The 21951-nt window shown below is 70.0% G+C and carries 22 protein-coding genes; 14 read left to right on the top strand and 8 right to left on the bottom strand.

What is annotated here, in order from left to right; translation table 11 throughout:
• The first annotated feature begins 57 nt into the window (after nt 1-57).
• The gene (locus tag V3W47_RS06890; protein WP_331824449.1) at nt 58-858 is read left to right on the top strand and encodes a patatin-like phospholipase family protein; all 801 of its coding nucleotides are present in this window, start codon (nt 58-60) and stop codon (nt 856-858) included.
• 491 nt (nt 859-1349) lie between these two features.
• The gene (gene lepB, locus V3W47_RS06885) at nt 1350-2138 is read left to right on the top strand and encodes a signal peptidase I (protein ID WP_331824448.1); all 789 of its coding nucleotides are present in this window, start codon (nt 1350-1352) and stop codon (nt 2136-2138) included.
• Nucleotides 2139-2327: 189 nt separating this feature from the next.
• On the opposite strand, the gene V3W47_RS06880 is transcribed toward lepB, so the two are convergent.
• The 6 genes from V3W47_RS06880 to V3W47_RS06855 all read right to left on the bottom strand — a co-directional run bounded on the left by V3W47_RS06880 (nt 2328) and on the right by V3W47_RS06855 (nt 5962).
• Nucleotides 2328-2678: a DUF503 domain-containing protein gene (locus tag V3W47_RS06880; protein WP_331824447.1), complete on the bottom strand. Its 351-nt coding sequence runs from the start codon at nt 2676-2678 to the stop codon at nt 2328-2330.
• Between the two features lie 11 nt (nt 2679-2689).
• Nucleotides 2690-2902 carry a heavy-metal-associated domain-containing protein gene (locus tag V3W47_RS06875; protein WP_331824446.1) on the bottom strand — a complete coding sequence of 71 codons (213 nt, stop codon included), beginning with the start codon at nt 2900-2902 and terminating at the stop codon, nt 2690-2692.
• Nucleotides 2903-2910: 8 nt separating this feature from the next.
• Complete coding sequence (locus tag V3W47_RS06870) at nt 2911-3414, bottom strand: DUF1999 domain-containing protein (protein WP_331824445.1); 504 nt, start codon at nt 3412-3414, stop codon at nt 2911-2913.
• A 192-nt stretch (nt 3415-3606) separates the two neighbouring features.
• A complete protein-coding gene (locus V3W47_RS06865) occupies nt 3607-4497 on the bottom strand; it encodes a ribokinase (protein ID WP_331824444.1) in 891 nt (296 codons plus the stop codon).
• Nucleotides 4494-5036: a nucleoside deaminase gene (locus V3W47_RS06860; protein WP_331824442.1), complete on the bottom strand. Its 543-nt coding sequence runs from the start codon at nt 5034-5036 to the stop codon at nt 4494-4496. The genes V3W47_RS06865 and V3W47_RS06860 overlap by 4 nt, the downstream gene beginning before the upstream one ends.
• On the bottom strand, nt 5033-5962 hold the full coding sequence (locus V3W47_RS06855; RefSeq protein WP_331824441.1) for a carbohydrate kinase family protein: 930 nt from the start codon (nt 5960-5962) through the stop codon (nt 5033-5035). The genes V3W47_RS06860 and V3W47_RS06855 overlap by 4 nt, the downstream gene beginning before the upstream one ends.
• A gap of 235 nt (nt 5963-6197) precedes the next feature.
• Between V3W47_RS06855 and V3W47_RS06850 the strand changes: the two genes are divergently transcribed.
• The 9 genes from V3W47_RS06850 to V3W47_RS06810 all read left to right on the top strand — a co-directional run bounded on the left by V3W47_RS06850 (nt 6198) and on the right by V3W47_RS06810 (nt 16841).
• Nucleotides 6198-7895, top strand: coding sequence for a long-chain-fatty-acid--CoA ligase (locus V3W47_RS06850; RefSeq protein WP_331824440.1), 1698 nt, complete (start codon nt 6198-6200; stop codon nt 7893-7895).
• Nucleotides 7896-8105: 210 nt separating this feature from the next.
• Nucleotides 8106-9980 carry an SBBP repeat-containing protein gene (locus tag V3W47_RS06845; protein ID WP_331824439.1) on the top strand — a complete coding sequence of 625 codons (1875 nt, stop codon included), beginning with the start codon at nt 8106-8108 and terminating at the stop codon, nt 9978-9980.
• A gap of 121 nt (nt 9981-10101) precedes the next feature.
• Nucleotides 10102-10497 carry a response regulator gene (locus V3W47_RS06840; RefSeq protein ID WP_331824438.1) on the top strand — a complete coding sequence of 132 codons (396 nt, stop codon included), beginning with the start codon at nt 10102-10104 and terminating at the stop codon, nt 10495-10497.
• A gap of 12 nt (nt 10498-10509) precedes the next feature.
• Complete coding sequence (locus V3W47_RS06835) at nt 10510-12861, top strand: transglycosylase domain-containing protein (protein WP_331824437.1); 2352 nt, start codon at nt 10510-10512, stop codon at nt 12859-12861.
• A gap of 121 nt (nt 12862-12982) precedes the next feature.
• On the top strand, nt 12983-13378 hold the full coding sequence (locus tag V3W47_RS06830; RefSeq protein ID WP_331824436.1) for a penicillin-binding protein: 396 nt from the start codon (nt 12983-12985) through the stop codon (nt 13376-13378).
• Nucleotides 13379-13698: 320 nt separating this feature from the next.
• On the top strand, nt 13699-14382 hold the full coding sequence (locus V3W47_RS06825) for a cytochrome c biogenesis CcdA family protein (protein WP_331824435.1): 684 nt from the start codon (nt 13699-13701) through the stop codon (nt 14380-14382).
• The gene (locus V3W47_RS06820; protein WP_331824434.1) at nt 14367-15092 is read left to right on the top strand and encodes an ABC transporter ATP-binding protein; all 726 of its coding nucleotides are present in this window, start codon (nt 14367-14369) and stop codon (nt 15090-15092) included. The genes V3W47_RS06825 and V3W47_RS06820 overlap by 16 nt, the downstream gene beginning before the upstream one ends.
• 106 nt (nt 15093-15198) lie before the next feature.
• On the top strand, nt 15199-15891 hold the full coding sequence (locus V3W47_RS06815) for a heme exporter protein CcmB (protein ID WP_331824433.1): 693 nt from the start codon (nt 15199-15201) through the stop codon (nt 15889-15891).
• A 23-nt stretch (nt 15892-15914) separates the two neighbouring features.
• The gene (locus V3W47_RS06810) at nt 15915-16841 is read left to right on the top strand and encodes a leucine-rich repeat domain-containing protein (protein ID WP_331824432.1); all 927 of its coding nucleotides are present in this window, start codon (nt 15915-15917) and stop codon (nt 16839-16841) included.
• A gap of 19 nt (nt 16842-16860) precedes the next feature.
• Here V3W47_RS06810 and V3W47_RS06805 read toward each other — a convergent pair whose 3' ends face one another.
• Together V3W47_RS06805 and V3W47_RS06800 are read right to left on the bottom strand one after the other, a co-directional pair.
• Nucleotides 16861-17622 carry a metallophosphoesterase family protein gene (locus tag V3W47_RS06805; RefSeq protein ID WP_331824431.1) on the bottom strand — a complete coding sequence of 254 codons (762 nt, stop codon included), beginning with the start codon at nt 17620-17622 and terminating at the stop codon, nt 16861-16863.
• 8 nt (nt 17623-17630) lie between these two features.
• The gene (locus V3W47_RS06800; RefSeq protein WP_331824430.1) at nt 17631-18356 is read right to left on the bottom strand and encodes a hypothetical protein; all 726 of its coding nucleotides are present in this window, start codon (nt 18354-18356) and stop codon (nt 17631-17633) included.
• A gap of 217 nt (nt 18357-18573) precedes the next feature.
• Here V3W47_RS06800 and ccsA point away from each other — a divergent pair, with 217 nt between their 5' ends.
• The 3 genes from ccsA to V3W47_RS06785 all read left to right on the top strand — a co-directional run bounded on the left by ccsA (nt 18574) and on the right by V3W47_RS06785 (nt 21847).
• The gene (gene ccsA / locus V3W47_RS06795) at nt 18574-19284 is read left to right on the top strand and encodes a cytochrome c biogenesis protein CcsA (protein ID WP_331824429.1); all 711 of its coding nucleotides are present in this window, start codon (nt 18574-18576) and stop codon (nt 19282-19284) included.
• 108 nt (nt 19285-19392) lie between these two features.
• Nucleotides 19393-19851: a cytochrome c maturation protein CcmE gene (ccmE, locus tag V3W47_RS06790; protein WP_331824428.1), complete on the top strand. Its 459-nt coding sequence runs from the start codon at nt 19393-19395 to the stop codon at nt 19849-19851.
• Nucleotides 19852-19864: 13 nt separating this feature from the next.
• On the top strand, nt 19865-21847 hold the full coding sequence (locus V3W47_RS06785; RefSeq protein ID WP_331824427.1) for a heme lyase CcmF/NrfE family subunit: 1983 nt from the start codon (nt 19865-19867) through the stop codon (nt 21845-21847).
• The last annotated feature ends 104 nt before the right edge of the window (nt 21848-21951 follow it).

Below are 21951 nucleotides of genomic sequence, written 5' to 3'. Positions count from 1 at the left end.
AGGTGGGCGGGGGGAAGGTGGGCGGGACGGGGACGGGGACCCGCCTACAATTCCCGCATGGCGGGTTTCGGGCTGGTGCTCGGTGGGGGCGGCGCGCGGGGCCTCGCGCATATCGGGGTGTGGCGCGTGCTGGAGGAGGCGGAGCTGCGCCCCTCGGTGCTGGCGGGCACGAGCATCGGCGGGCTGGTCGCGGCCTTCATCGCGGCGGGCGCGTCGGCGGACGACCTGACGCGGGTGGCGGAGGCAGTGTCCTGGCGGCGGCTCCTCGACTGGCGGCTGGGGGGCGGCCTCTTGCGGACGAGCGCCTTCGAGGCGTGGCTGGCGGCCAACCTCCCCCCGACCTTCGAGGAACTGGCGATCCCGCTGGCGGTCACGGCGACGGACGTGCTCACCGGGCGGCAGGTGTACCTGTCGAGCGGCGACCTCTTCCCGGCGCTGCGGGCGACCACCGCCTATCCCGGTGCCATCGACCCGGTGCCCTTCGGGGACATGCTGCTCGCGGACGGCGGGGTGCTCAATCAGGTGCCCGTGGACGCCGCGCTCTTCCTCGGCGTTCACCGGGTCGTGGCGGTGGACGTGACCTCCCCCGGCCTCCTCGAACTCCCCGAGCGCAGGCGGCGGCTGTGGCGGCGGGAGCGGGAGGCGCACCTCGGCCCCGTGCAGGCCCTCCGGCGGGCCGCCGACATCATGCAGGCCCAGCTCACCGACGCGCGGCTGAGCCTCTACCGCCCCGACGTGCTCCTGCGCCCGGCGGTGGAGGGGGTGGACCTCCCCAGCTTCCACCGGGGCGCGCAGGCCATCCAGGCCGGGGAGGAGGCCGCCCGCGCGGAGCTGGAGCGGCTGCGGGCGCTGGCTTGAGGAGCTATCAGCCGTCAGCGGTCAGCCGTCAGCGAGGTGGGATTTGGGCGGGCGGCTGGATACGTACCCCGTTTAGGGCCTGAGTTTATCGTGCCAGACGACAAAACTTAGAACACAGCCCTCAACGTCAAAGTTCAGCTTCACAGCATCATGAACAGAGAATTCGAACATTCGGTGTAACTATGCCCGGAAGTTCTCCAAACCGATACGCCGATGGATTCGGCGTTCCAAGCCCTAAACGGCTTACATGAGTACATAATGAGTACATAGGGCTTGTACTTTTGCTCCTCTCCCTTGAGGGGGGAGGCTGGGAGGGGGTGAGCGGGCCGGGCGTTCTTGGAAAAGAGTCCGTCAATCGCGGCGGTCATCTACCACGAGCAGGAAGGCAAAGCCCGAGCGTCCACCCCCAGCCTGTCAGCCCCTCTCCCCCCAACCTCAGCGCCTCACCCCGCCGTCCGCTATCCTGCGCCGGGACAACCCAAGGGAGTGGCATGACCAGACTGAAAGGGGCCGCATCCGGCCCACTTGGCAAACTGTGGAAGGAAGTTCTCGAACCCATCGTGTTCGCGGTGGTCATCACGCAATTCGTGGCGACCCTCGTGGGCGTGGACGGCGTGAGCATGATGCCGAACCTGCGCGACCGCGAGCGCGTGTTCGTGCCCAAGTACGAGACGTGGCTGCACAAGGCGGGGGTGGGCGACTTTCAGCGCGGCGACATCCTGATCTTCAAGCCGCCGCGCGAGGTGGCCGCGCAGGTGCCCAACCTCAACAAGAGCGCATTCGGGCTGTGGACCTACCGCCCCTTCCTCATCAAGAGGTTGATCGGCCTGCCCGGCGACCGCGTGCGTGTATCGGGCGGCGAGGTATTCATCAACGGCGTGGAGCTGGACCAGAGCTGGACGACCGACTACTGGCGTCAGCAGGGCTGCTGGGACACCCAGAGCGACCTCGCCAATGGCGCGACCTCCAGCGGCGCGGGCGTGCTGCCCGACCAGGAGGAGATCACCGTGCCGGGCGGGCAGTACTTCGTGATGGGCGACAACCGCACGGCGGGCGGCAGCGAGGATTCACGCCTCTTCGGGCCGGTGCCCCTGCGCGACATCGCCGGGCGCGCGGCGGCGGTCGTGTGGCCGATCATGCGGAAGACGAACGCCAACTACGACTGCTCGGCGGGCCGGGTCGCCAGCCTGGAGGGCGAGAGCGTGCTGAACTGGCGCGCACTGGGACGGCCCGAGGGCTTCGGCGTTCTCAAGACGCAGTTGACGAAAAACAACGATTGAGGGCGGGGAGGAACGGGGGAGCATCGGCTGAAGGGTCGGCGCTCTCTTGTTTGTAAGGGGAGCTTGCGCGGTGAGTCGTCACGTCGCCCCCTCACCCCGGCCCTCTTCCACGAGGGGAGAGGGAGAAAAACGTAGGCCCCAACAAGAGGCAACGGGCCGCCGCGCTGGTCTGCCCGTCGCCCCTCCCGCTCACTCCTCCTCGTCCGACCAGTTCTCCCCGTCGTCCTCGTCGTCCTCATCGTCGCCGAGGACGCGGATGTGGGTGCTCTCCTCGGTGATGCGGTACGGCCCCTCGCGGGCGATGAAGTCGGCGGCCATCCGCAGGGTCTCCTCCACCCAGCCGTAATCGTTGCTGAGGGTGGCGACGCCGATGACCTCCCAGTCGTGGGCGTTCAGGCCATCGAGGCGGGCGACGGTGAGGGGGAAGCGGGCCTTGAGGCGCTCGACGACCGGGCGGACGAGGGCGCGTTTTTCCTTGAGGTTGGAGACCCACGGCATCTCCACCCGGACGGTGAGGACGCCGACATAGCCGAGGGCCACGGCGCGGGCGGCTAGAGCATCCCCGCCAGGAAGCCCTGTGTGCGGACGGCGCGCACGAGGTCCATGACGGTGTGCTGGCTGGGGTCGTAGTGAACCTCGATCTGGCCGTCGTCGGGGGTCGCGCGGCTGACGCCGGGCAGAGCGAGCAGGTGGGCGGCGACACGCTCCCCGGCCTCGCGGTTCATGCCGCGAACGCCGAGCAGGATGCGGGTGGGCTTCGTCATACCCGTCATTATGCGCCTCCCTCCCGGCCCGCGCTCAGCCGCTCTCCGGGGGCCGTCTCCGCCCGTGTGCCCAGGTGCCGCACCGCGTAGCGCCCGCTGACGTGCGCGCCCTCCTCGGTGGCGGCGGCCTCCAGCGCGGGCGTGACGGGAAAGTGGACCTCGTACACGGCGGTGTCGTAGGCGCTCTTGACCGTGGCGTGCAGCAACCCCGCCGCCGTCCCCGCCGGGGCCTCCGGCGCGAGCAGCACCGAGCGCACGAGCACGATGGGGCGGTCCCCCTGCCACACATGCTGGGCGAAGATGGCCCCCGCCAGCGCCCCCGAGTCGCCCTGCGCCACGAAGGAATGCTCGCTGCGCTCGTAGAACTTCAGGGCGGGGAGGCTGGTGCTCAGGCGGCCCTCGCGCTCGCGGTCGGGGAGGGCGTCAGAACGCGGGTCGAGCTGGCGCTGTGCGGCGAGGTCGAGGGCTTGCAGCGCCTCGTAGTCGGGTTCGGCGAAGGTGCGATAACGCATGGGGGGCAGGGTAGAGCATCCGGTTCGGGATGAGGACGAGCGTTGCTCGTCACCCCCCTCCCCGACCCTCCCCCACAAGGAGGGAGAACAAAGCGAAAGCTCCTGCTCTTTTATCCCCTCCCCCTTGAGGGGGGAGGCCGGGTGGGGGTGAACGGGCCGAGCAACCAAGCTAACTTCCCCGTCAACTCCCCCTTACTCCCCCTGAGCCTGAGCCGCCCGAATCTCCTCCAGCTCCGGCATCGCGTCCTGCGCTCCCATCCGCGCGCAGGCGAGCGCGGCAGCCACGTTGGCCGCTCGCAGCGCGTCTGGCAGGGGGCTACCATCGGCGAGCCACGCGACGAGCACGCCGCAGAAGGTATCGCCCGCTCCCGTCGTGTCCATGGGCGTGACCGTGTGGGCGGGGAGGCGGAAGATGGTCTCCGGCGTGACGGTCACGCTCCCCTGATCGCCGAGCGTGACCGTCACCGCCTGCGGTCCACCCGCGAGAAGGGAGCGCGCATCGGCCTCCACTTCCACCCCGCCTGTCAGCGCCGCGAGTTCGTGCTCGTTGACGACCAGGTGGTGCGTGTGGCCGAGGAGGTCGGGGTCCGGGTCGCGGGCGGGCGCGGCGTTGAGGACGACCGTGAGACCGGCGGCGTGGGCGCGGCGGGCGGCCTCGCGGGTGACTTCTGGGGGCAGTTCCCCTTGCAGCAGGAGGTGGGTGAAGCCTTCCCAGTCCTGCGGCAGATGTGCGGGCGTGACGTGCGCGTTCGCCCCGCTCGCCACGGTGATCGCGTTCTCGCCATTCGGGGCCACGGTGATCAGGGCGAGGCCGGTGGGGGCGTCGAGGTCGTGGAGGTAAGAGAGGGTCACGCCTGCCCGCGTCAAACCGCGCAACGCCGCCTCACGGAAGGCGTCCCGCCCGACCGCGCCGCACAGGACCACGCGCGCCCCGGCGAGGGCGGCGGCCACCGCCTGATTCGCGCCCTTGCCACCGGGCGACACACGCGCCTCCTCCCCCAGCACCGTCTCTCCGGGGGCCGGAATCCGCTCCGCCCGCACCGTCACGTCCGCATTCACACTGCCGACGACGAGAACGCTCACTCCACGCCCTCGGTCTCCGCTGGGTACCGCTCGCGCCACAGCGCCCAGCCTTCCTCTGGAAAGGCGCGTTTGGCCTCCGGGGCGAAGAGGCGAGCGCCCTCACGCTCCAGATCAGGGTCGGGGGTGGGGACGACCTCGGTTTCCTGCATGGCGGGGTGACTGCTCCAGGCGATGAGGCGGCCCGACCCGCCCCAGGGGTCGTCGGTCGCCCACACGACCCGGCCCACACCGAGCAGAGCGCTCGCGCCGCCGCACATCAGGCACGGTTCGAGGCTGGTGTAGAGGGTCAGCGTCCCCGCGTCCCGCACCTTGCCGACTGCGAAGAACACGTCCATCTCCGCGTGGGCGACGCTGGCGGCCCCGACGTGTTCGGGCGTCTGCGCCTCGCCCACCCGGTTGCGGCCCCGCGCGACGATCTCGCCCGCCGCGTTCACGAGCACGGCCCCGACCGGGGCGCTCCCCGCCTCCACGGACTCGCGCGCCAGCCGCAGGGCCTCTTCCAGATAGGGACGGTGATGGGCCGGGTCGGGTGGGGTCATGGGGCAGTCTGGCACGCGTTCAGGCTCGCGGCGACTTCCCCCAACCTCCCGGCGGTGATGAGGTCCTCCTTCGGGACACGCTGGGCGCAGGTGTGGCGCGCGGCAATCTGGCCCCGCCATACAGCTTCTTCTAGGGACAGCCCGCCGAAGACGTGCCCGCTCAGGAAGCCGACCGCCAGCGCGTCCCCCGCGCCATTCGTGTCCAGCACGGGCCAGGGCAGCGGGGGCGGCGGGAAGACCCGAAGCTCGCCGTTCACGCCCAGCGCGCAGCCGCGCTGCCCCATTCCCGCTACCATGACGAGCCGGGGGTTGAGCGTCCAGTACGCCCGCATCAGGAGTTCCGGGTCCGGCTGGTGCGCCGCCGAGAAGAACAGGTAGTCCGCCGCCTCCACGAAGTCGCGCCGGTAGGGGTCGAGGGGGTCGCTTACGTCCTGCACGTCGCAGGCGATCGCCACGCCCTCCTCGCGCGCCACGGGCAGCACCAGCCGCGCCCAGTTCGGGAGGTTGAAGTGGGCCAGCCGCGCCCCGGCGAGCACCCGGCGGCAGGCGGCGGGGTCGGGCGTCAGCGTCATGTGCCCCCGCCCGTCGTAGAAGTTGCGGCGGCGTCCGTCCGGGAAGACGAAGTTCACGCTGCGCGCGGTGCCCTGCGGGTCGGGAAAGGTCGCGCCCACGTCCACTCCCTCGCGCTCCAGCACGGCGCGAACCTGCGCCCCCGCCGCGTCCTCCCCCACTGCCCCCAGGAAGGCGGTCCGGTGCCCCAGCCGCGCGTAGCCCCGGCTCGCGTACCCGCCCGCCTGCCCCACTCCGTCACGGTTCCGGGTGAAGTGGCCCTCCCGCGTCAGGTCGAGTTCTTCCCCCTCCACGTACACGCAGGTGTCCAGACCAGCGTTGCCGACAACGACGACCTCGAAGGGATGAGCGGTCATACCCGGACTGTACCCCTCGCGCGGCAAGCCCCAGTTCGACGGTTCAACGGTCAGACGGTCAGACGGTGGGACAGTCCCATCCCCCGACTTCGTGTACCCACCACACCCCATCCAACCCGTCTGGGGGCATAGCCGCACAGCCCTTCACGTGCTTATACTGAGTCCAACTTCTAAGCAACCCGCGCGCCCTGGCCCCCGGCTGAGGCGTGAAACCCCGAGGAGGGTGACGATGGGCATGAACCGACCCTGGCTGGACCACTACGAACCCGGCGTGCCACGTGACTTCACCCCGAGCAACGACGTGCTGCCCGACCTGCTGCGCCGCAGCGCCGAGCGGTTCCCCGACCGGGTGGCGCTGACCTTCCTGGGGGCCACGACGACCTACCGGCGGCTGTGGCAGGACGCTCGGCGCTTCGCGGCGGCCCTCCAGAACCTCGGGGTGCGGCCCGGCGAGCGCGTCAGCATCATGCTGCCCAACTGCCCGCAGTTCGTGGTGGGCTTCTACGGGGCGCTCCTGGCGGGCGCGACGGTGGTGAACACCAGCCCGCTGTACGTCGCCTCCGAGCTGGAGCACCAGCTCAACGACAGCGGCAGCGAGACCCTGATCCTGCTCGACGCCTTCTACCCGCGCTACCAGCAGATCGCCTCGCGGGTGCCGGTCAAGCGCGTGATCGTGACGGGCATCCAGGACGCGCTGCCCTTTCCCAAGAACGTGCTCTACCCGCTCAAGGCGCGGCGGGAGGGGACGTGGGTGGACGTGCGGGCGGGCGGAACCGTGTTCGGCTTCGGCGCGCTCGTGCGGGCCAAGGGGCCGACCCTCCAGCCCGTGACCCTGCGGCCCGACGACGTGGCTTTGCTTCAATACACGGGCGGCACGACCGGCGTCCCGAAGGGGGCGATGCTCACCCACCGCAACCTCGTGGCGAACGCCGAGCAGGCGCGGGCGTGGATGACCGACCTGCGCGAGGGGCAGGAGGTCACGCTGGCGGCCATTCCCTTCTTCCACGTGTACGGGATGACGGTGGCGATGAACCTCAGCGTCCTGATCGGGGCGACGGTCGCGCTCGTGCCCAACCCGCGCGACGTGAAGATGGTCCTCTCGCAGATCACGGCGAGCAAGGCCACCCTCTTCCCCGGCGTGCCCACCCTCTACAACGCGATCAACAACCACCCCGAGACGCCGAAGCACGACCTGACCACCATCCGCGCGTGCATCAGCGGCTCCGCGCCCCTGCTGCTGGAGACGGCGCGCCAGTTCCGGGCACTGACGGGCGGCGCGAACCTCGTGGAGGGCTACGGCCTGACGGAGGCGGCCCCCATCACCCACACCAACCCGATCTTCGGCGACCAGCGCGAGGGCAGCATCGGCCTGCCCATGCCCGGCGTGGACGCCCTCGTGGTGGGCGAGGACGGCCAGCCCGTGCCCGCCGGGGAGGTCGGCGAGCTGTGGGTGGCCGGGCCGATGGTGATGAAGGGCTACTGGAATCGCCCCGACGAGACGGCGAAGACGCTGCGCGAAGCTCACGGCCAGACGTGGCTGATGACGGGCGACATGGCCCGCGTGGACGGGGACGGCTACTTCCGCATCGTGGACCGCAAGAAGGACCTCATCATCGCCGGGGGCTACAACGTCTACCCACGCGAGGTGGACGAGGTGCTGACCACCCATCCCGCCGTGCTGGAGGCCGCCGCCGTGGGCCTGCCCGACGCTTACCGGGGCGAGAGCGTCCACGCCGTCGTGGCCCTGCGGCCCGGCGAGCGGGCGACCGAGGCCGAGATCATCGCCCACTGCCGCCTCCACCTCAGCCCCTACAAGGTGCCCCGCAGCGTGGAGTTCCGCGCCGAGCTGCCCAAGACGGCGGTGGGCAAGGTGCTGCGCCGCCAGCTCGCCCAGGAGGCCCGCGAGGCGCGGGCGACCCCGGCGGCGAGCTAGGTCCGCGCGTCCGGCAACCTCCTCGCTGGGAACGGCGGGGGGGGTTTTCCCTTGCCCCTCCCTGCCTGAGCAACAGATGTGCAGACGGTCGCGGTGTGTGAGATATTCTACCCAAGCGGCATAGTAGAGGCAGGTTCAAAACAGACAGACTCGGCGTGTCGGAGCGCCGGGCAGGTCTTCGTAGCCGCTGACCACCGGGAGGGGAAGAGGATGAGAGAACAACAGCAACGCGGTGAACGGGTGGGCAGACGGAGGGTCGGACTCCTGCTGGCGCTGAGTCTGGGCGTAGTTGGATGCAGCGAGACGGCGACGGTGCCCTCGATGTCCGAAACGGGTTTTCAACTGGAGGCGGAGGAGGCGAGCATCGAGCCGGGCGTCACCTCGCAAGATGTGTCCGACCCCATCGGCGGGGGGCGCGTCATCCCCGACCCCGCCGCCAGCGGGGGCCGCGCCGTCGCCCTGTGGGGCACCAACGACGCCGTGCGCTTCACCGTCCCCTCCTCCCTCCCCGCCGGACGCTACACCGTCAAGGCCCGTGGGCGCGGGGAGGCGTATCAGGGCTGGCCCACGGTGGCGCTGCTGGACGCCCAGTGGCGGCGGCTGGCGACGACGACGCTGGACACGGCGACGTATGACCAGCGTTCGTTCGGGGCGTTCGACCTCCAGCCAGGGCAGGAGCTGGTGTTCCGCTTCCTGAACGATCTGTACGAGGGACCGGGCAAGGACCGCAACGCGGTAGTGGATTACCTCGTCATCGAGCCGGTGCAGACCTCCACGCCCACGGAATATGCCATTCAATTCGGTGGCGGCGACAACGACCTCGCGTATGACGTGGCCACGGATGGGAGCGGGAACGCCTATGTCGTGGGCACGACCACCGGCGTCCTGCCCGGCCAGAAGAGCGCGGGCGGCCACGTGGACGCCTTCCTCCGCAAGGTGGACACGCAGGGCAGGGAGGTATGGACCCGGCAGTTCGGGACCGATCAGGCAGACGCTGCGTCCAGGGTCTTTCTGGACGCGGCTGGGAACGTTTACGTGGTTGGCACCACCGGGGGCACCTACGTCGACACTTCCTACGGCAACATGGCCCCTGTATTCGTCGCAGACACGTTCGTGCGTAAGTACGCCCCCGACGGCACGGAACTCTGGACTCGGCGGCTCGGGAAAAACGACGCGACCCAGACCCTCACGGCGACGGTCGATACCGCAGGAAACATTTACGCGCACGGCAGTGTGTCCGGCACCCTGCCGGGGCAGGCCAACTTGGGCAGGACCGACGCCTTCATCCGCAAGTATGCTCCCGACGGCACGGAGGTCTGGGTGCGGCAGTTCGGCACCGAGGGCGTGGACAACGCGCGCCTGCTGAGCGTGGACGGGTCGGGCAACATCTACGTCTCCGGGCTGACCACGGGAATCTTCCCCAATGCGGTGGTCGACGGGGGCAACGTGCAGTACGTCAGCAAGTTCAGCGCCTCCGGCGTTCAGCTCTGGACGCGGCAATTCGGCACGGCCACCGTCATCGGCGACCTTCCCACATACAAGGGCTACTCCATACTCCCTGACACCTTTTCTGGTCTCCAAGTCGACCACAATGGGAACGTCTACCTCGCCGGATATGTTCAGGGCTCGCTCTCGGGGCAACCAGCGGGCGGTTCCACCGACACGGTCGTTCGGAAGTACGGGAGCGATGGGGCTCTCCTGTGGACGAGGCAGTCACAGGATGCACGCCTTGAATACCCCGCGGCTGGAGGAAGTGGGCCGTTGGGGCTAGACGCGGCAGGAAACGTGTACCTCGCCCAGTTTTCTTCGAACCCCTCCAGCACGACTGGAGAATTCAAGAACGCCGTCCTCAAGTACACGCCGGACGGCACGCTCGTCACGACGCGGGTGCTGAATACAGGCAGCATGAAGGATAAGACGGGGTACTTCGACGCCGACCCCTTCGCCAAGAGCCTCGCCGTAAGCGCCAGCGGACAGGTGTTCGTGGCAGGCAACACCCGTGGAATGCTGCCGGGGTACACCAACGCCGCGTCCGACACGAACAACGGTTCGGAGGACGTGTTCCTGTTCAAGCTCGTTCCCTGACCGCCGACCTTCCCTCTCCCCCGCCCCCACCCCGTGTGGGGGTATTTGCCGTTCCTGCCCCCCCTTTCCTGCAAACGGGCACAGACGCCCACTCCCCCGCCTGCCGTATCATGGGCGGGATATGGCGTACACCATCCTCGTCGCGGACGACGAAGCGGCCATCCGCACCATGCTGGACGTCATCCTGTCGGCGGACGGATACCTCACCGTGGCGGTGCCCGACGGGCGGGCGGCGCTGGAGTACCTGCAGGGCCACACGCCCGACGCGATGCTGCTCGACGTGTCGATGCCCCACATGGACGGCTTCGAAATCTGCTCGCGCGTCAAGCGCATCAAGCGTCTGCGCGGCGTGCCCGTGCTTCTCATGACCACCGTGGACGACGACCACACCCGCGACCACGCCCGGCTCGTCGGCGCGGACGACCTGCTGCACAAGCCCCTGAGCGGCAAAAGCCTGCGCGCCCGGCTGAGCAGCCTGATCGAGGCCCGCCGCCCCCGAAGCGCGGGCGCGCTGTAGGAGAGACCTGACGTGTTCCTGAGATTCCTCAAACTCACGACCTCGCTCCTCCTCGCGGGCGGGGTGGCGGCGGCAGGTGTGGGCGCGACCTACGCCTCGAAGTGGGCGCGCGAGCTGCCCGACTACCGCACGCTCGACACCTTCACCTTCGGGGCCGAGACGCGCGTGTTCGCCCGCGACGGCACCCCGCTCGGCACCCTGGTCCCCAAGATCGGCGAGCAGGCGGTCAGCCGTACCCTCGTCCGCCTCGACGAGATCAGCCCCTTCATGACGGCAGCATTGATCGCCAACGAGGACCGCCGCTTCTTCGAGCACTACGGCCTCGACCCCTACGGCATCGGGCGGCAGGTGCAACGGGCCGCGCAGGGCGAGGACGTGCAGGGCGGCTCGACGCTGACGAATCAGCTCATCAAGAACACCCTGCTGTTCGACGAGTACGAGCAGGCGCGCACCCCGGACCGCAAGATCAAGGAGTGGATGCTCTCGGTGCAGGTCGAGCGGTCCTTCACGAAGGAGGAAATCCTCCAGAACTACCTCAACGCGATCTACTGGGGAGACGGCGGCCCGGTGGAGCTGTACGGCATCTACTCGGCGGCGCAGGCGTACTTCCGCAAGACACCCAAGCAGCTCACCCTCGCCGAGAGCGCCTACCTCACCATCCTCGTGCCCACGCCCAACCGCTACTTCGACTACGAGCGGGTCCGTCCCCTGATGCGGGTGCTGCTCAACCGGATGGTGGAGGACGGCTGGGTGACGCGCCCACAGGCGGACGCGGCGTGGCGCGAGGACTTGCAGCCGCGCGGGTGGAAGGTGGCCTACGCCGCCAACGGCGACCTCAAGGGGGCCAAGCTCCTCGACGCCTCCGCGAAGGAACTCAAGGCGGTGACGACCACCCGCGCGCCGCACTTCATGGGACAGGTGGAGCAGGAACTCCTGCGGCGCTTCGGGCGCGAGAAGGTCTACGGGGCGGGCGGGCTGCGGGTATACACGACCCTCGACCCCAAGCTTCAGGACGCGGTGGAGACCGCCAGCCGCGAGGCGACCGGGATGCCGTCGGGCACGACGCTGGGGGCGACGATCATCGACCCCTACACGTCGGAGGTCCTCGGCATGATCGGGCAGAAGCTGCGCGGCGACACCCCCCCCGACGACTGGAACAACGCCGCGCAGGGCCAGCGGCAGATCGGCTCGACCATCAAGCCGCTGCTGTACACGACCGCGCTCTCGACGGGCCTGACGCAGACGCACCGCGAGGAGGACAAGCCCGTGTCCTTCCCCTGCGAATCCGGGTGCAAGGACGGCGTGTACAAGCCGCAGAACTTCGAGGGCGCGACGACCTTCCGCAACATGACGATCCGCGAGGCGCTCGACCGCTCGCTGAACCTCGTGACCGTGCGGCTCGCCGACCGCATCGGCCTCCAGACGTTCTTCGGGAAGCTGCGGGAACTGGGCGTGCCACCCAACGACGGGACCGGGCTGGCGGCGGCGCTGGGGGCGGTGGAGACGACGCCCGTGAAGATGGCCGCCGCCTACGCGCCCTTCGTGAACGGCGGGCTGTACCGCGCGCCGCGCTACGTGACTCGCGTGACCACCGCGCGCGGCGAGGTGCTGTACGACGCGGCGAACGACCCCGTGCTGCCGAGGCGGGTGTGGAAACCGCAGATCGCCTACCTGGGTCTGGACATGATCCGGGGGGTGGTGAACGACCTCAAGCCCTGGCAGGGCGGGCTGGCCGAGCGCGCGAAGTTCGGCGAGTGGCCCGTGGCGGGCAAGACGGGCACCTCCAACGGCCCGAAGGACTTCTGGTTCATCGGCACGACGCCGCTGTACACGGGCGCGGTGTGGGTCGGCAAGCAGCAGGGCGGCGAGATGCCCACGAACTACTACAGCGGCCTCGTGAACGCGCCCATCTGGCGGCGGATGATGGAGATCGCGCACGCGGGCAAGACGCCGACCGAGTACCTGGAACCGCCCGGCATCCTCTACGAGACCGCGCCCGACCCCGGCTACCTGCCGAACGTGAAGCTCGCGGTGCTGGACCCTGAGTACCGCGACGCCGCCGACACCACCGTCCAGCGCGACGCCCCGGTCGCCACCCCCTACCGCGAGGCGAACTGGCGTCCCGCGCAGAACCCCGAGACCACCGTCATCAACGTGGACCGCACGACCGGGCGGCTCGCCACCGAGTTCACGCCCCCCGAGCGCATCGAGCGCCGCCGCGTGTACCTGGAGGAGCTGCCCGCCTACGCCCCCGACCCCAACCCCCAGCCCCTGCGCGACGAGAAGCCGGACCCGGCGGCGCTGAAGGTGGTCAAGGCGCAGAAGGGCACGCCGAAGCCGAAGGCGGCGGACGAGACGCGCTGAGGGGGCGGCCAGCGGCCAGCTTCCAGCCGCCAGCAAGACCCATCAGGAGGAGGCTTCCCCACCACGCGGGAGGCCTCTTCTCACGCCGCTGTCACGCGCCGGAAAGAGTGGGGGCGGCATCATGCGGGCCATGAGACGCGCGCCCCTGCTCACGCTGCTGCTGGCCCTCGGCATTCCGGACGCGGGGGCGCGGGTGCGGTTGGGGGAGCCGCTTCCTCCTCATCCCTGGACGGCGGCGGAGCGGGAGGTCGTCGTCGTGTACTCGCACGACTGCGGCGACCTGGGGGAGTTGTGGGGCGCGGTGCTGGCGGCGGGGCTGCCCGTGCGCGCCGTGAACGCGGAGGAGGTCGCCGCCCCGGCCCCGAAGGGCGTGAACGTGTGGCGCGGCCCGGACGCGACCGCCTTCGCCCGCGCCCTGCGGGTGGGGGCCTACCCCACCGTGCTGCTCGTGCGGGAGGGGCGGGTGCTCAACGCCTGGGAGGGGAACTTCGCGGGGGAGCTGGGGCTGGGGCGGTGAGGGAAGGTTCTTCTCGATGTGTCGCGAACGCCATGCTCGCTCACCCCCACCCGGCCTCCCCCCTCAAGACGCCTGATGTGAATTGGGAACTAAGCGTGCCGGATGTGCTTTTTGCTCCCTCTCCCCCTGCGGGAGAGGGCTGGGGAGAGGGGTGACGAGCACCGCTCGTCCTGCTGCCAGACGCTAAGAACACTCCTTCTGCCCGATTCGCAATTCACATCAAGCGTCCTCAAGGGGGAGGAGCAAAAAGCAACATCGGAGCTTCTCAACACCTTTCGTCGGGGACAGCCCTCCCCCTCCCCCTGGGCTAGACTCGCCGCATGTTCGCCTCTCCCGGTGCCCCGTCTGTCACGGTGGCCTTTCTCGCAGGGTTGATCTCGTTTCTCAGCCCGTGCGTGCTGCCGCTGGTGCCGAGTTACCTCGGCGTGATCGGCGGGGCGCGGGCACCCCTGACGCGGGCGCTGGGTTTCATCCTGGGCTTCGGCCTCGTGTTCATCGCGCTGGGGGCGACGGCGAGCAGCCTGGGTGCCCTGCTCGCGCCGCACAAGATTCTGCTCGGGCGGGTGGCCGCCGTCCTCATCGTCTTCTTCGGGCTGGTGATGCTGGGCGCGATTCGGCTTCCCGTGCTGATGCGCGACACGCGGGCGCTGGCGGGGGCGGGGGGATACGGCCCGGTAGCCCTCGGCGCGGCGTTCGCCTTCGGGTGGAGTCCGTGTCTCGGCCCGGCGCTCGGCAGCATTCTCGGGCTGGCGGCCAGCAGCGCGAGCCTGGGGACGGGGGTGGGCCTCCTCGCGGCGTATACGCTCGGCCTCGCTCTCCCCTTCCTCCTCGCCGCGCTGCTGTGGAATCGCCTCAACCTGCGGCGGCTCAACCGCTATGCGGGCGTGTTCGAGCGGGTCGGCGGCGCGGTCCTCGTCCTCGTCGGCGTGCTGATGCTGACGGGGCAGTTCACGCGGCTGGCGACGTTTTTCTATGAGGTGACGCCCGCGTGGCTGAGGGTGTAAGAGGTCAGTGGTCGGCGGGAAGTGGTGAGTGGGAGAAGGCTGGCAACCCGTCCACTCACCCCTCACCCCTCACCCCTCACCCCCACGCCCTCCAGCTCCGCGACCTCTGGCTCCGGCTGGGCCGCGAGGTCATCCTGCGCGGCGTGACGCTGGACGTGCCCACCGGGGAGGGCGTCACGCTGCTGGGTGAGAACGGCGCGGGCAAGACGACGCTGCTGCGTGTGCTCGCGTCGGGGCTGCGGCCCACGCGGGGGGAGGGGCGGGTGCTGGGCTTCGACCTGCGCGACGGGCGGGCGGTGCGCAACCACGTACACCTCATGCCGGTGGACGGCGGCCTCTACCCCGACCTGACGGGCGAGGAGAACCTGACGTTCGCCCTCAAGATGCACGGGCAGACGGGGGACGTGACGGCGGCGCTGCGGCGCGTGGGGCTGAAGCGGGCGGCGGGGCGGCGGACGCGCTTCCTCTCGGCGGGGATGCGAAAGCGGCTCGCCCTCGCCCGCGCACACCTCCTCGCCCGGCCCGTCACGCTGGTGGACGAACCCTTCGCCAACCTCGACGACGCGGGGCGGGAGTTGACGCTGGACCTCCTCGGGGACCTCGCGGGGAGGGGCGTGACGCTGATGATCGCCGCCCACGAACCGCACCTCGCGCGGCGGGTGGCTCCCCGTGCGGTGCGGCTGGTGGGGGGGCGGGTGGAGGAGGCTTGAGGTCAGTGGTCAGTGGTCAGTGGTTAGTAGATCGTGGTGGTCGGTCCCCCCTTCTTTTCCACTCACCACTCCCCACTTCCCACTCACGGCGCGCGAAGTGCGCCCCATGAAGTCCGCCCTCACCCTCGCCGCCAAGGACCTCCGCGTGGCCGGGCGCACGCGGGACACGCTGCTGGCGACCGCCTTTTTCGCGGGGCTGGTCCTCCTCGTGCTGGGGCTGGCGCTGGGGGGGGACGGGGCGGCGCGCACACCCGGTCAGGCGGCGGAAGTGGCGGCGGGGGCGGTGTGGACGGCGCTCGCGCTCGCGGCGGCGGTGGGGGCGGGGCGGGCCTTCGCGCAGGAGCAGGAGGCAGGGGCGCTGGAGCAGCTTCTCCTGTATCCGGGGGCACACGGGGCGTTGTACGTGGGCAAGCTCCTCGGCGTGCTGGGGCCGCTGCTGCTCGTCGCGGCGTTCACCCTTCCGGCGGGGCTGGTGCTGTTCGGGGCGGCGGGCGCGGGGCGGGCGGTGCCGTGGGCGGCCCTGACGCTGCTGACCCTGCTCGGCGTGGTGGGCTTCGCGGCGGGGACGACCTTCTACAGCGCCATCACCGTCAACCTGCGGGCGCGTGAGGCGCTGCTGCCCGCGCTCGCCTTCCCCATCCTCGTGCCCGTGGTGATCGCCTCGGTCAAGGGAACCTCCCTCCTGCTCACGGGCGGGTGGACGCCGGAGGTGACGAGCTGGGTGGTCTTCCTCGTGGCGTTCGACCTGGGGACGGTCATTCTGGCGACGCTGCTGTTTCCTTATGCGGTGGAGGGGTAGAGAGTCGGTGGGTACAGTGGTTCATGAACCATCAGCACACCACCGGAGCGCGCGGTCACGAGTTGCTGGCCCTCCTTGAACGAGACTCGCAGGCGTCGCCCAACCATCTCAACCTGAACGGCTGCCGCCTCTCGGCCATGCCCGACCCCCTGCGGCGCTGCACCAACGCGCGGGTCCTGAGCGTGTACGACAACGAATTGACGACGGTGCCGGAATGGGTGTGGGACCTGACCCGGCTGACCACCCTGAACCTCTCGGCCAACCGTCTGACGGAACTCTCGTCGGGCCTGGGCCGCCTGACCGAGTTGGAGATGCTCGACCTCGGCCACAACGGTCTGGATGCTTTGCCGGACGTGTTTAACCGTCTGCCCTCCCTGCGGTTCCTCTACGTAAGCAACAACCGTTTGACCGAGTTGCCCGAGTCGCTGCGGCACCTGCGCTCGCTGGCCTACCTCAACGTCACGGACAATGCCCTCACAAAATTGCCGGAGTGGCTGGGCGACCTGACGGGGTTGGTCGAACTCCGCGCGTACAACAATGCCCTCACGTCCCTACCCGGCTCGCTGGGAGGGCTGACCGAGTTGCGCGAACTCCACGTCATGAAGAATCGTCTGACCCACCTGCCGCCGGAATTGGGGAACTGTGCCCGCCTGAGCAAGCTGAACCTGCAAGACAACGCTCTCACGACGCTCCCAGCAGAGATATGCAAGCTAACCGCACTCACCGAACTGGACCTCCGCTTCAACGACCTGACGGAGCTGCCCGCGTCCCTGGCCGACCTGACAAACCTGCGCTTCCTCGATCTGCGGGCGAACTCACTGACCGCGCTGCCGGAGGGGCTGGCCTTCCTCCCCCACCTAGAAAAGCTGGACCTGCGTTGGAATCGCCTCTCCTCCCTGCCCCCCGCCTTCCGGCAACTGGAGGAGCGGGGGTGCCTGATCTACACCTGAGCATCGCGCCGCCGTCTCCCTACGAGGAGCGTCCCTGCCCCCGCTCCATCCGCGTGAACACTTCGAGGGCCTCCGCCTCCGTTGGGGGGAGCACCACATTCCGGTCGGCGAACGCTCCCGCCTCCGGGTAGCCCGTCCGGCGAATGCGTGCGGCGGCCCGGAGGAGGTCGTAGTCCGTGCGCCTGAACTCCACACCCGGACCGAGCAGCACCCAGGAGGCTCCCGGTTCCCCGTAGGGCATCCCCACGCTCCCGGCATTGACGACCCGTGTGTGTCCCACCCTTCGGTCGAACTGCATATGGGTATGGCCGCAGACGACAAGCCCGGCGCGGAGGTTCTGAAACGCGGTGTCGAGGTGGGCCTCCGGGGTCAACCTGGTGAAAACGTCCGTGTCGCTCCTCGGGGTGGCGTGGCAGAACAGCACCTCGCCCAGACCGTCCACCGACCGGGAGAGGGTGGCGGGCCAACTCGACAGGAGCCGAAGATGCTCGGGCTGGAGCTGCCGGGCGACCCAGCGGGTGATCGCCCGAACGTGTTCCGGGACCGCACCCACGTCCCCGCCCTGCATCTGGGACACAACCTCACGGTCTGCGTTGCCCCGGATGAACCGCACCGGGACGGGAGCATTCAGCAGGAACGCCAGCGTCTCACGCGGCATGGGTCCGGCGACGACATCGCCCCCGACCACGACCTCATCCACGTCCGCCCGCGCGATGTCCTCGAAGACGGCCTCCAGCGCGGGAAGATTGCCGTGGATGTCGTAGATCGCCGCCAGACGCATACCCTCCCCTATTCCGCCGCCACCAGCAGCACCGCCCGCCCGTCGTGGTCCCCGGTCGTCTCGCTCGGCGTGTCCAGCCGCGAACCCATGTCCACGTACCCGGCGTGTTTGAAGGGGGTCTTGGCATTCAACTCGTTCGCCAAATCCTCGCGCGACACCTGGAAGGAGCGGTAGGGGTGGCCGGGCCGGGGCAGGAGGCGGATGCCCTCCAGGCTGAAGGCCCCGGTGAAGGCATAGCCCCGCTCCAGCGGCACCGGGCCGAAGACGCGCCCGTGGTTGTTGGGCACGTAGAAGGGGTCGTCGCTGAACGCCTCGCCCTGCCCGGTGGGCAGCATGGAGTAGAGGCGACCCCCTATCTCCCCGTGATACCCGGTGGAGTGCCTCCCCTTCGGCCCGTACCCGGCGGCGGTCATCGCGGCGAGGAGGCGGGCCGTCGCTTCCTCCGGGGTACGGGCGGCGCGGTCGATCAGGAGCACGTTGATCGGCTCGCGCAGGGTGCGGCCCCCAACCTTCTCCCCGAGCCAGGTCGCGGGCACGAGGTCTTTGGTGATCATCCAGCGGCCCACCTCGCCCACGTCGGGGACGGAGACGGGCGCATCGACGGGCTGGTACGTGGCCGGGTCGGGCAGGGGAGCGGGCACGGCGGGCGCGGACGCCGAGGGCGAACAGGCGGCGACCAGGGCGGCGAGGGCAAGGGCGGCGGCAGTCAGGAGCAGGGCGCGGGCAGGCTTCACAGGGGGACCTCCGGGGGCCGGGAGTGGGTGGGCAGGGTGCGTTGGACGCTCACCGTACCTCATCCGGCAGAGGGTTCGGGCCGCCCCTCCGCCCCCGCCTGGGGGGACACTCGCACTTGCCCCACACGCGCCAGGACGCGATTCTATGCCCACGAGAGCAGGCTGCGCCCACGGGTCACGGTGACTCACCGGAGCGCGGTTCAGAATAGGGAGCGACATGAGACAAGATCGACTCACGACGGGGCTGGGCGCGGCAACCCTGCTCGCCCTGGGGGTGGCGGTGGCGCTGGGGCTGAGCGCACCGCTGGACGTGAACCAGGGGTCGCTCGTGCGGCTGATGTTCGTCCACGTGCCGACCGCGTGGCTGAGCTACCTCGCCTACGGGGGCACGGGCCTGTTCGGGCTGCTGTACCTCGTGACCCGGCAGCGGCGCTTCGACCGGCTGGCGCTGGCGAGTGCGGAGATCGGCGTGCTGTTCACGGTGGCGACCATCGTGGGCGGGATGCTGTGGGCCAAGCCGACCTGGGGCGTGTACTGGGTGTGGGACGCGCGCCTGACGACCACCGCCCTGAGCCTCGTCGTGTACGGGGGCTATCTGCTCATCCGCACCCTGATCGACGACCCCGACCGCCGGGCGCGTGTGGCGGCGGTGGTCGGGCTGGTGGGCACCCTGTACGTGCCGATCAACTACATGGCGGTGGAGTGGTGGCGGGGCGTTCACCAGACGCAGACGCTGAAGCTGCTCGGCAAGATTCGCTTCGACGCCGCGCCCGTCTACGGCTGGGTGCTGCTCGTGGCGACCGCCGCCTTCACGCTGCTGTACCTGTACCTCCTGCGCGTGCGGGCCACCCTCGCCGCCCGCGAGGAGGAACGCGAGGAGCGCGAGCTGATGGGCGACCTCGCCGGAATGGAGGTGGCCCGTGGATAAGTACGCCGCCTACGTGATCGTCGTCTACGTCGTGACCTTCGTGCTCCTCGCCGCCTACCTCGGTTGGATGTGGCTACGGCTGCGTGGCAACCGCGAGGAGGGGTCACGTTGACCGCTCCCTCTCCCCTGCCGCAAGCGAGGCGGCGCAAGCGCAGTCCACTCCCTACCGTCCTCGGCGTCCTCGCCCTCGTCGGACTGACGGGCTTCATCGCCTTCGGAAATCTGGGCCGGAGCCTCGAATACTTCGTCACGCCCACGGAGTACGTGCAGCAGCGCGCGGAGCTGGAGGGCCGACCCCTCCGCATGGGTGGCCTCGTGCGGGCGGTGCGGTACGACCCGCAGACGCTCGACCTCCGCTTCGACGTGACGGACGGCGGCGCGAGCTTCCCGGTGCAGTACACGGGCGCGGTGAGCGATCTGTTCAAGGAGAACCAGGGCGTCGTGGTGCGCGGGGAGTTTCAGGGCAATACCTTCCACGCCTCCGAACTCGTGGTGAAGCACTCCGAGGAGTACAACGTGCCCCAGACGCAGGCGGAGTTGAAGGACCTGCTGAGGCAGAGCGAGTGAGGACTCGCCATCCATGCTGAATCTGATCTCCTTCCAATCGAGCGCCCTGGGCGCGCTGGGCCAACTGGCGCTGCTGGCGGCCCTCGCCTTCACGCTGGGCGGGACGTGGCTTGCCGTCGTGGGCGGGCTGCGGGCCGACACGCGGGCGACCGAGGCGGCGCGGCGGGCGGTGTGGGCGGTCTTCGCGCTCGTGAGCCTGGCGACGCTGACGCTGATGGCGGCGCTGCTGGGCGACGACTTCTCGGTGCGGTACGTGGCCGAACACTCCATGCGCGCCTCACCCACCTGGGTCAAGGTGACGAGCCTGTGGGGGGCGCTGGAGGGGTCCATCCTGCTGTGGGCGTGGCTGCTCGCGGGCTTCGCCTTCGTGCTGAGCCTGACCCTGCGGCGCGACGCCCTGCGGCCCTGGGCGCTCGGCGCGATGTTCGTCAGCCTGCTCTTCTTCGTGGGCGTGTGCGCCTCGGTCGCCAGCCCGTTCACGCCGGTCGCACAGATTCCAGCAGACGGACGCGGCCCCAACCCCGCCCTGCAAAACCACTGGATGATGGCGATTCACCCCGTCCTGCTGTACCTGGGCTTCGTGGGACTGGCCGTGCCCTTCGCCTACGCGGTCGCCGCGCTCATCACGGGGCGGCTGTCGGACCACTGGGTCGTCGCCACCCGGCGCTGGACGCTGACGGCGTGGGCCTTTCTCACCGCCGCCATCGTCGCGGGCGGGTGGTGGAGCTACGAGACGCTGGGCTGGGGCGGCTACTGGGCCTGGGACCCGGTGGAGAACGCCTCCCTCATCCCCTGGCTGCTCGCCACGGCGTTCCTGCACTCGGTTCAGATTCAGGAGCGGCGCGGGCTGATGCGCGCGTGGAACGTGTGGTTGATCGTGCTGGCCTACGCCTCGACGGTGCTGGGGACCTTCCTCAACCGAAGCGGCATCGTGCAGAGCGTCCACGCCTTCGCAGGGGGTCCGGTGGGGCCGGTCTTTCTGGGCTTCCTCGCCTTCCTGCTCGTGGCGGGCATCGGGCTGGCGGCGTGGCGTGCGCCCCACCTGCGCGACGAGGCGGACGCCCCCGCCCCGGTCAGCCGCGAGGGCGCGTTCCTGGCGGGCAACTGGCTCTTCCTCGTCTTCGCGGTGATGGTGCTCGTCGGCACCCTCTTCCCCACCCTTGTCGAGGCGGTGCAGGGACGGCGGGACGCTTCCGTGGGACCGGCCTTCTACAACGCCTTCGCCATTCCGCTGGGGCTGGGCCTCATGCTGCTGATGGGCGTGGGGCCGCTCCTCCCGTGGCGGCGGGCCGAGGGGGAGAAGCTGTGGCAGGCGTTGCGGCCCCTGCTGCTCGCCGGACTGAGCGCGGGTCTCCTCGCCTTCGTGCTCGGCGTACGTAGCCCTGGCGTGCTGGGGACAATTGCGCTCTCGGCGTACAACCTCGTCGGGCTGGGATTGCTGACCCTGCGGGCGCTGCGGCAGCGGGGCGGCGGCTTCGCTGGCCTCGTGCGTGAGCAGCCCCGGCGGTACGGCGCTTACCTCGCCCACGTCGGCCTCGTCGTGATGGCGCTGGGCATCGCGTTCTCGGGCGCATACCGGCAGGACGCGCAGGCGACGCTAAATGTCGGCGCGGCTCCCTCCCGACTCCTCAACGAGACGCTGGCGCTGCGGAGCGTCGGCGTGGAGCGCCGGACCGATGGCGCGTCCCAGGTCGCCCGCGTGCTGATCGACGGTCGGCCCTTCGAGGCGCGGTTGAACACTTTCATTCAGGGCGGGGAGACGGCCTTCGCCGCGCCCGCCGTGCGCTACGGCCTGCTGGGCGACACCTACCTCGTCGTCACCGCCTTCGACCCGCAGGGACGCTGGGCGAGCGTGCGTCTGATCGAGAGTCCGCTCATCTCGTGGATTTGGTGGGGCACGCTCGTCGTGGTGCTGGGCGCGGGCCTGACGCTCGTGACGCCCCGGCGCGCGGCGGTGCGGGTGCCCGTGACGCGGGCGGCGGCGGCGACGGATTAGGGGGAGTTGGGAGGTGAGGGGCGCGGCTCGGTCGCTTCGGTTCCCCCCTCTGCTTCGCAGCTCTGCGAGTCCCAGCCTCCCCACAAGGGGGGAGGAGCGAAAGC

It is taken from the genome of Deinococcus sp. YIM 134068 (assembly GCF_036543075.1).
GTDB classification, from domain to species: domain Bacteria; phylum Deinococcota; class Deinococci; order Deinococcales; family Deinococcaceae; genus Deinococcus; species Deinococcus lichenicola.
Note: the sequence above shows the minus strand (reverse complement) of the source record. Positions and strands in the feature narration are given on the sequence as shown.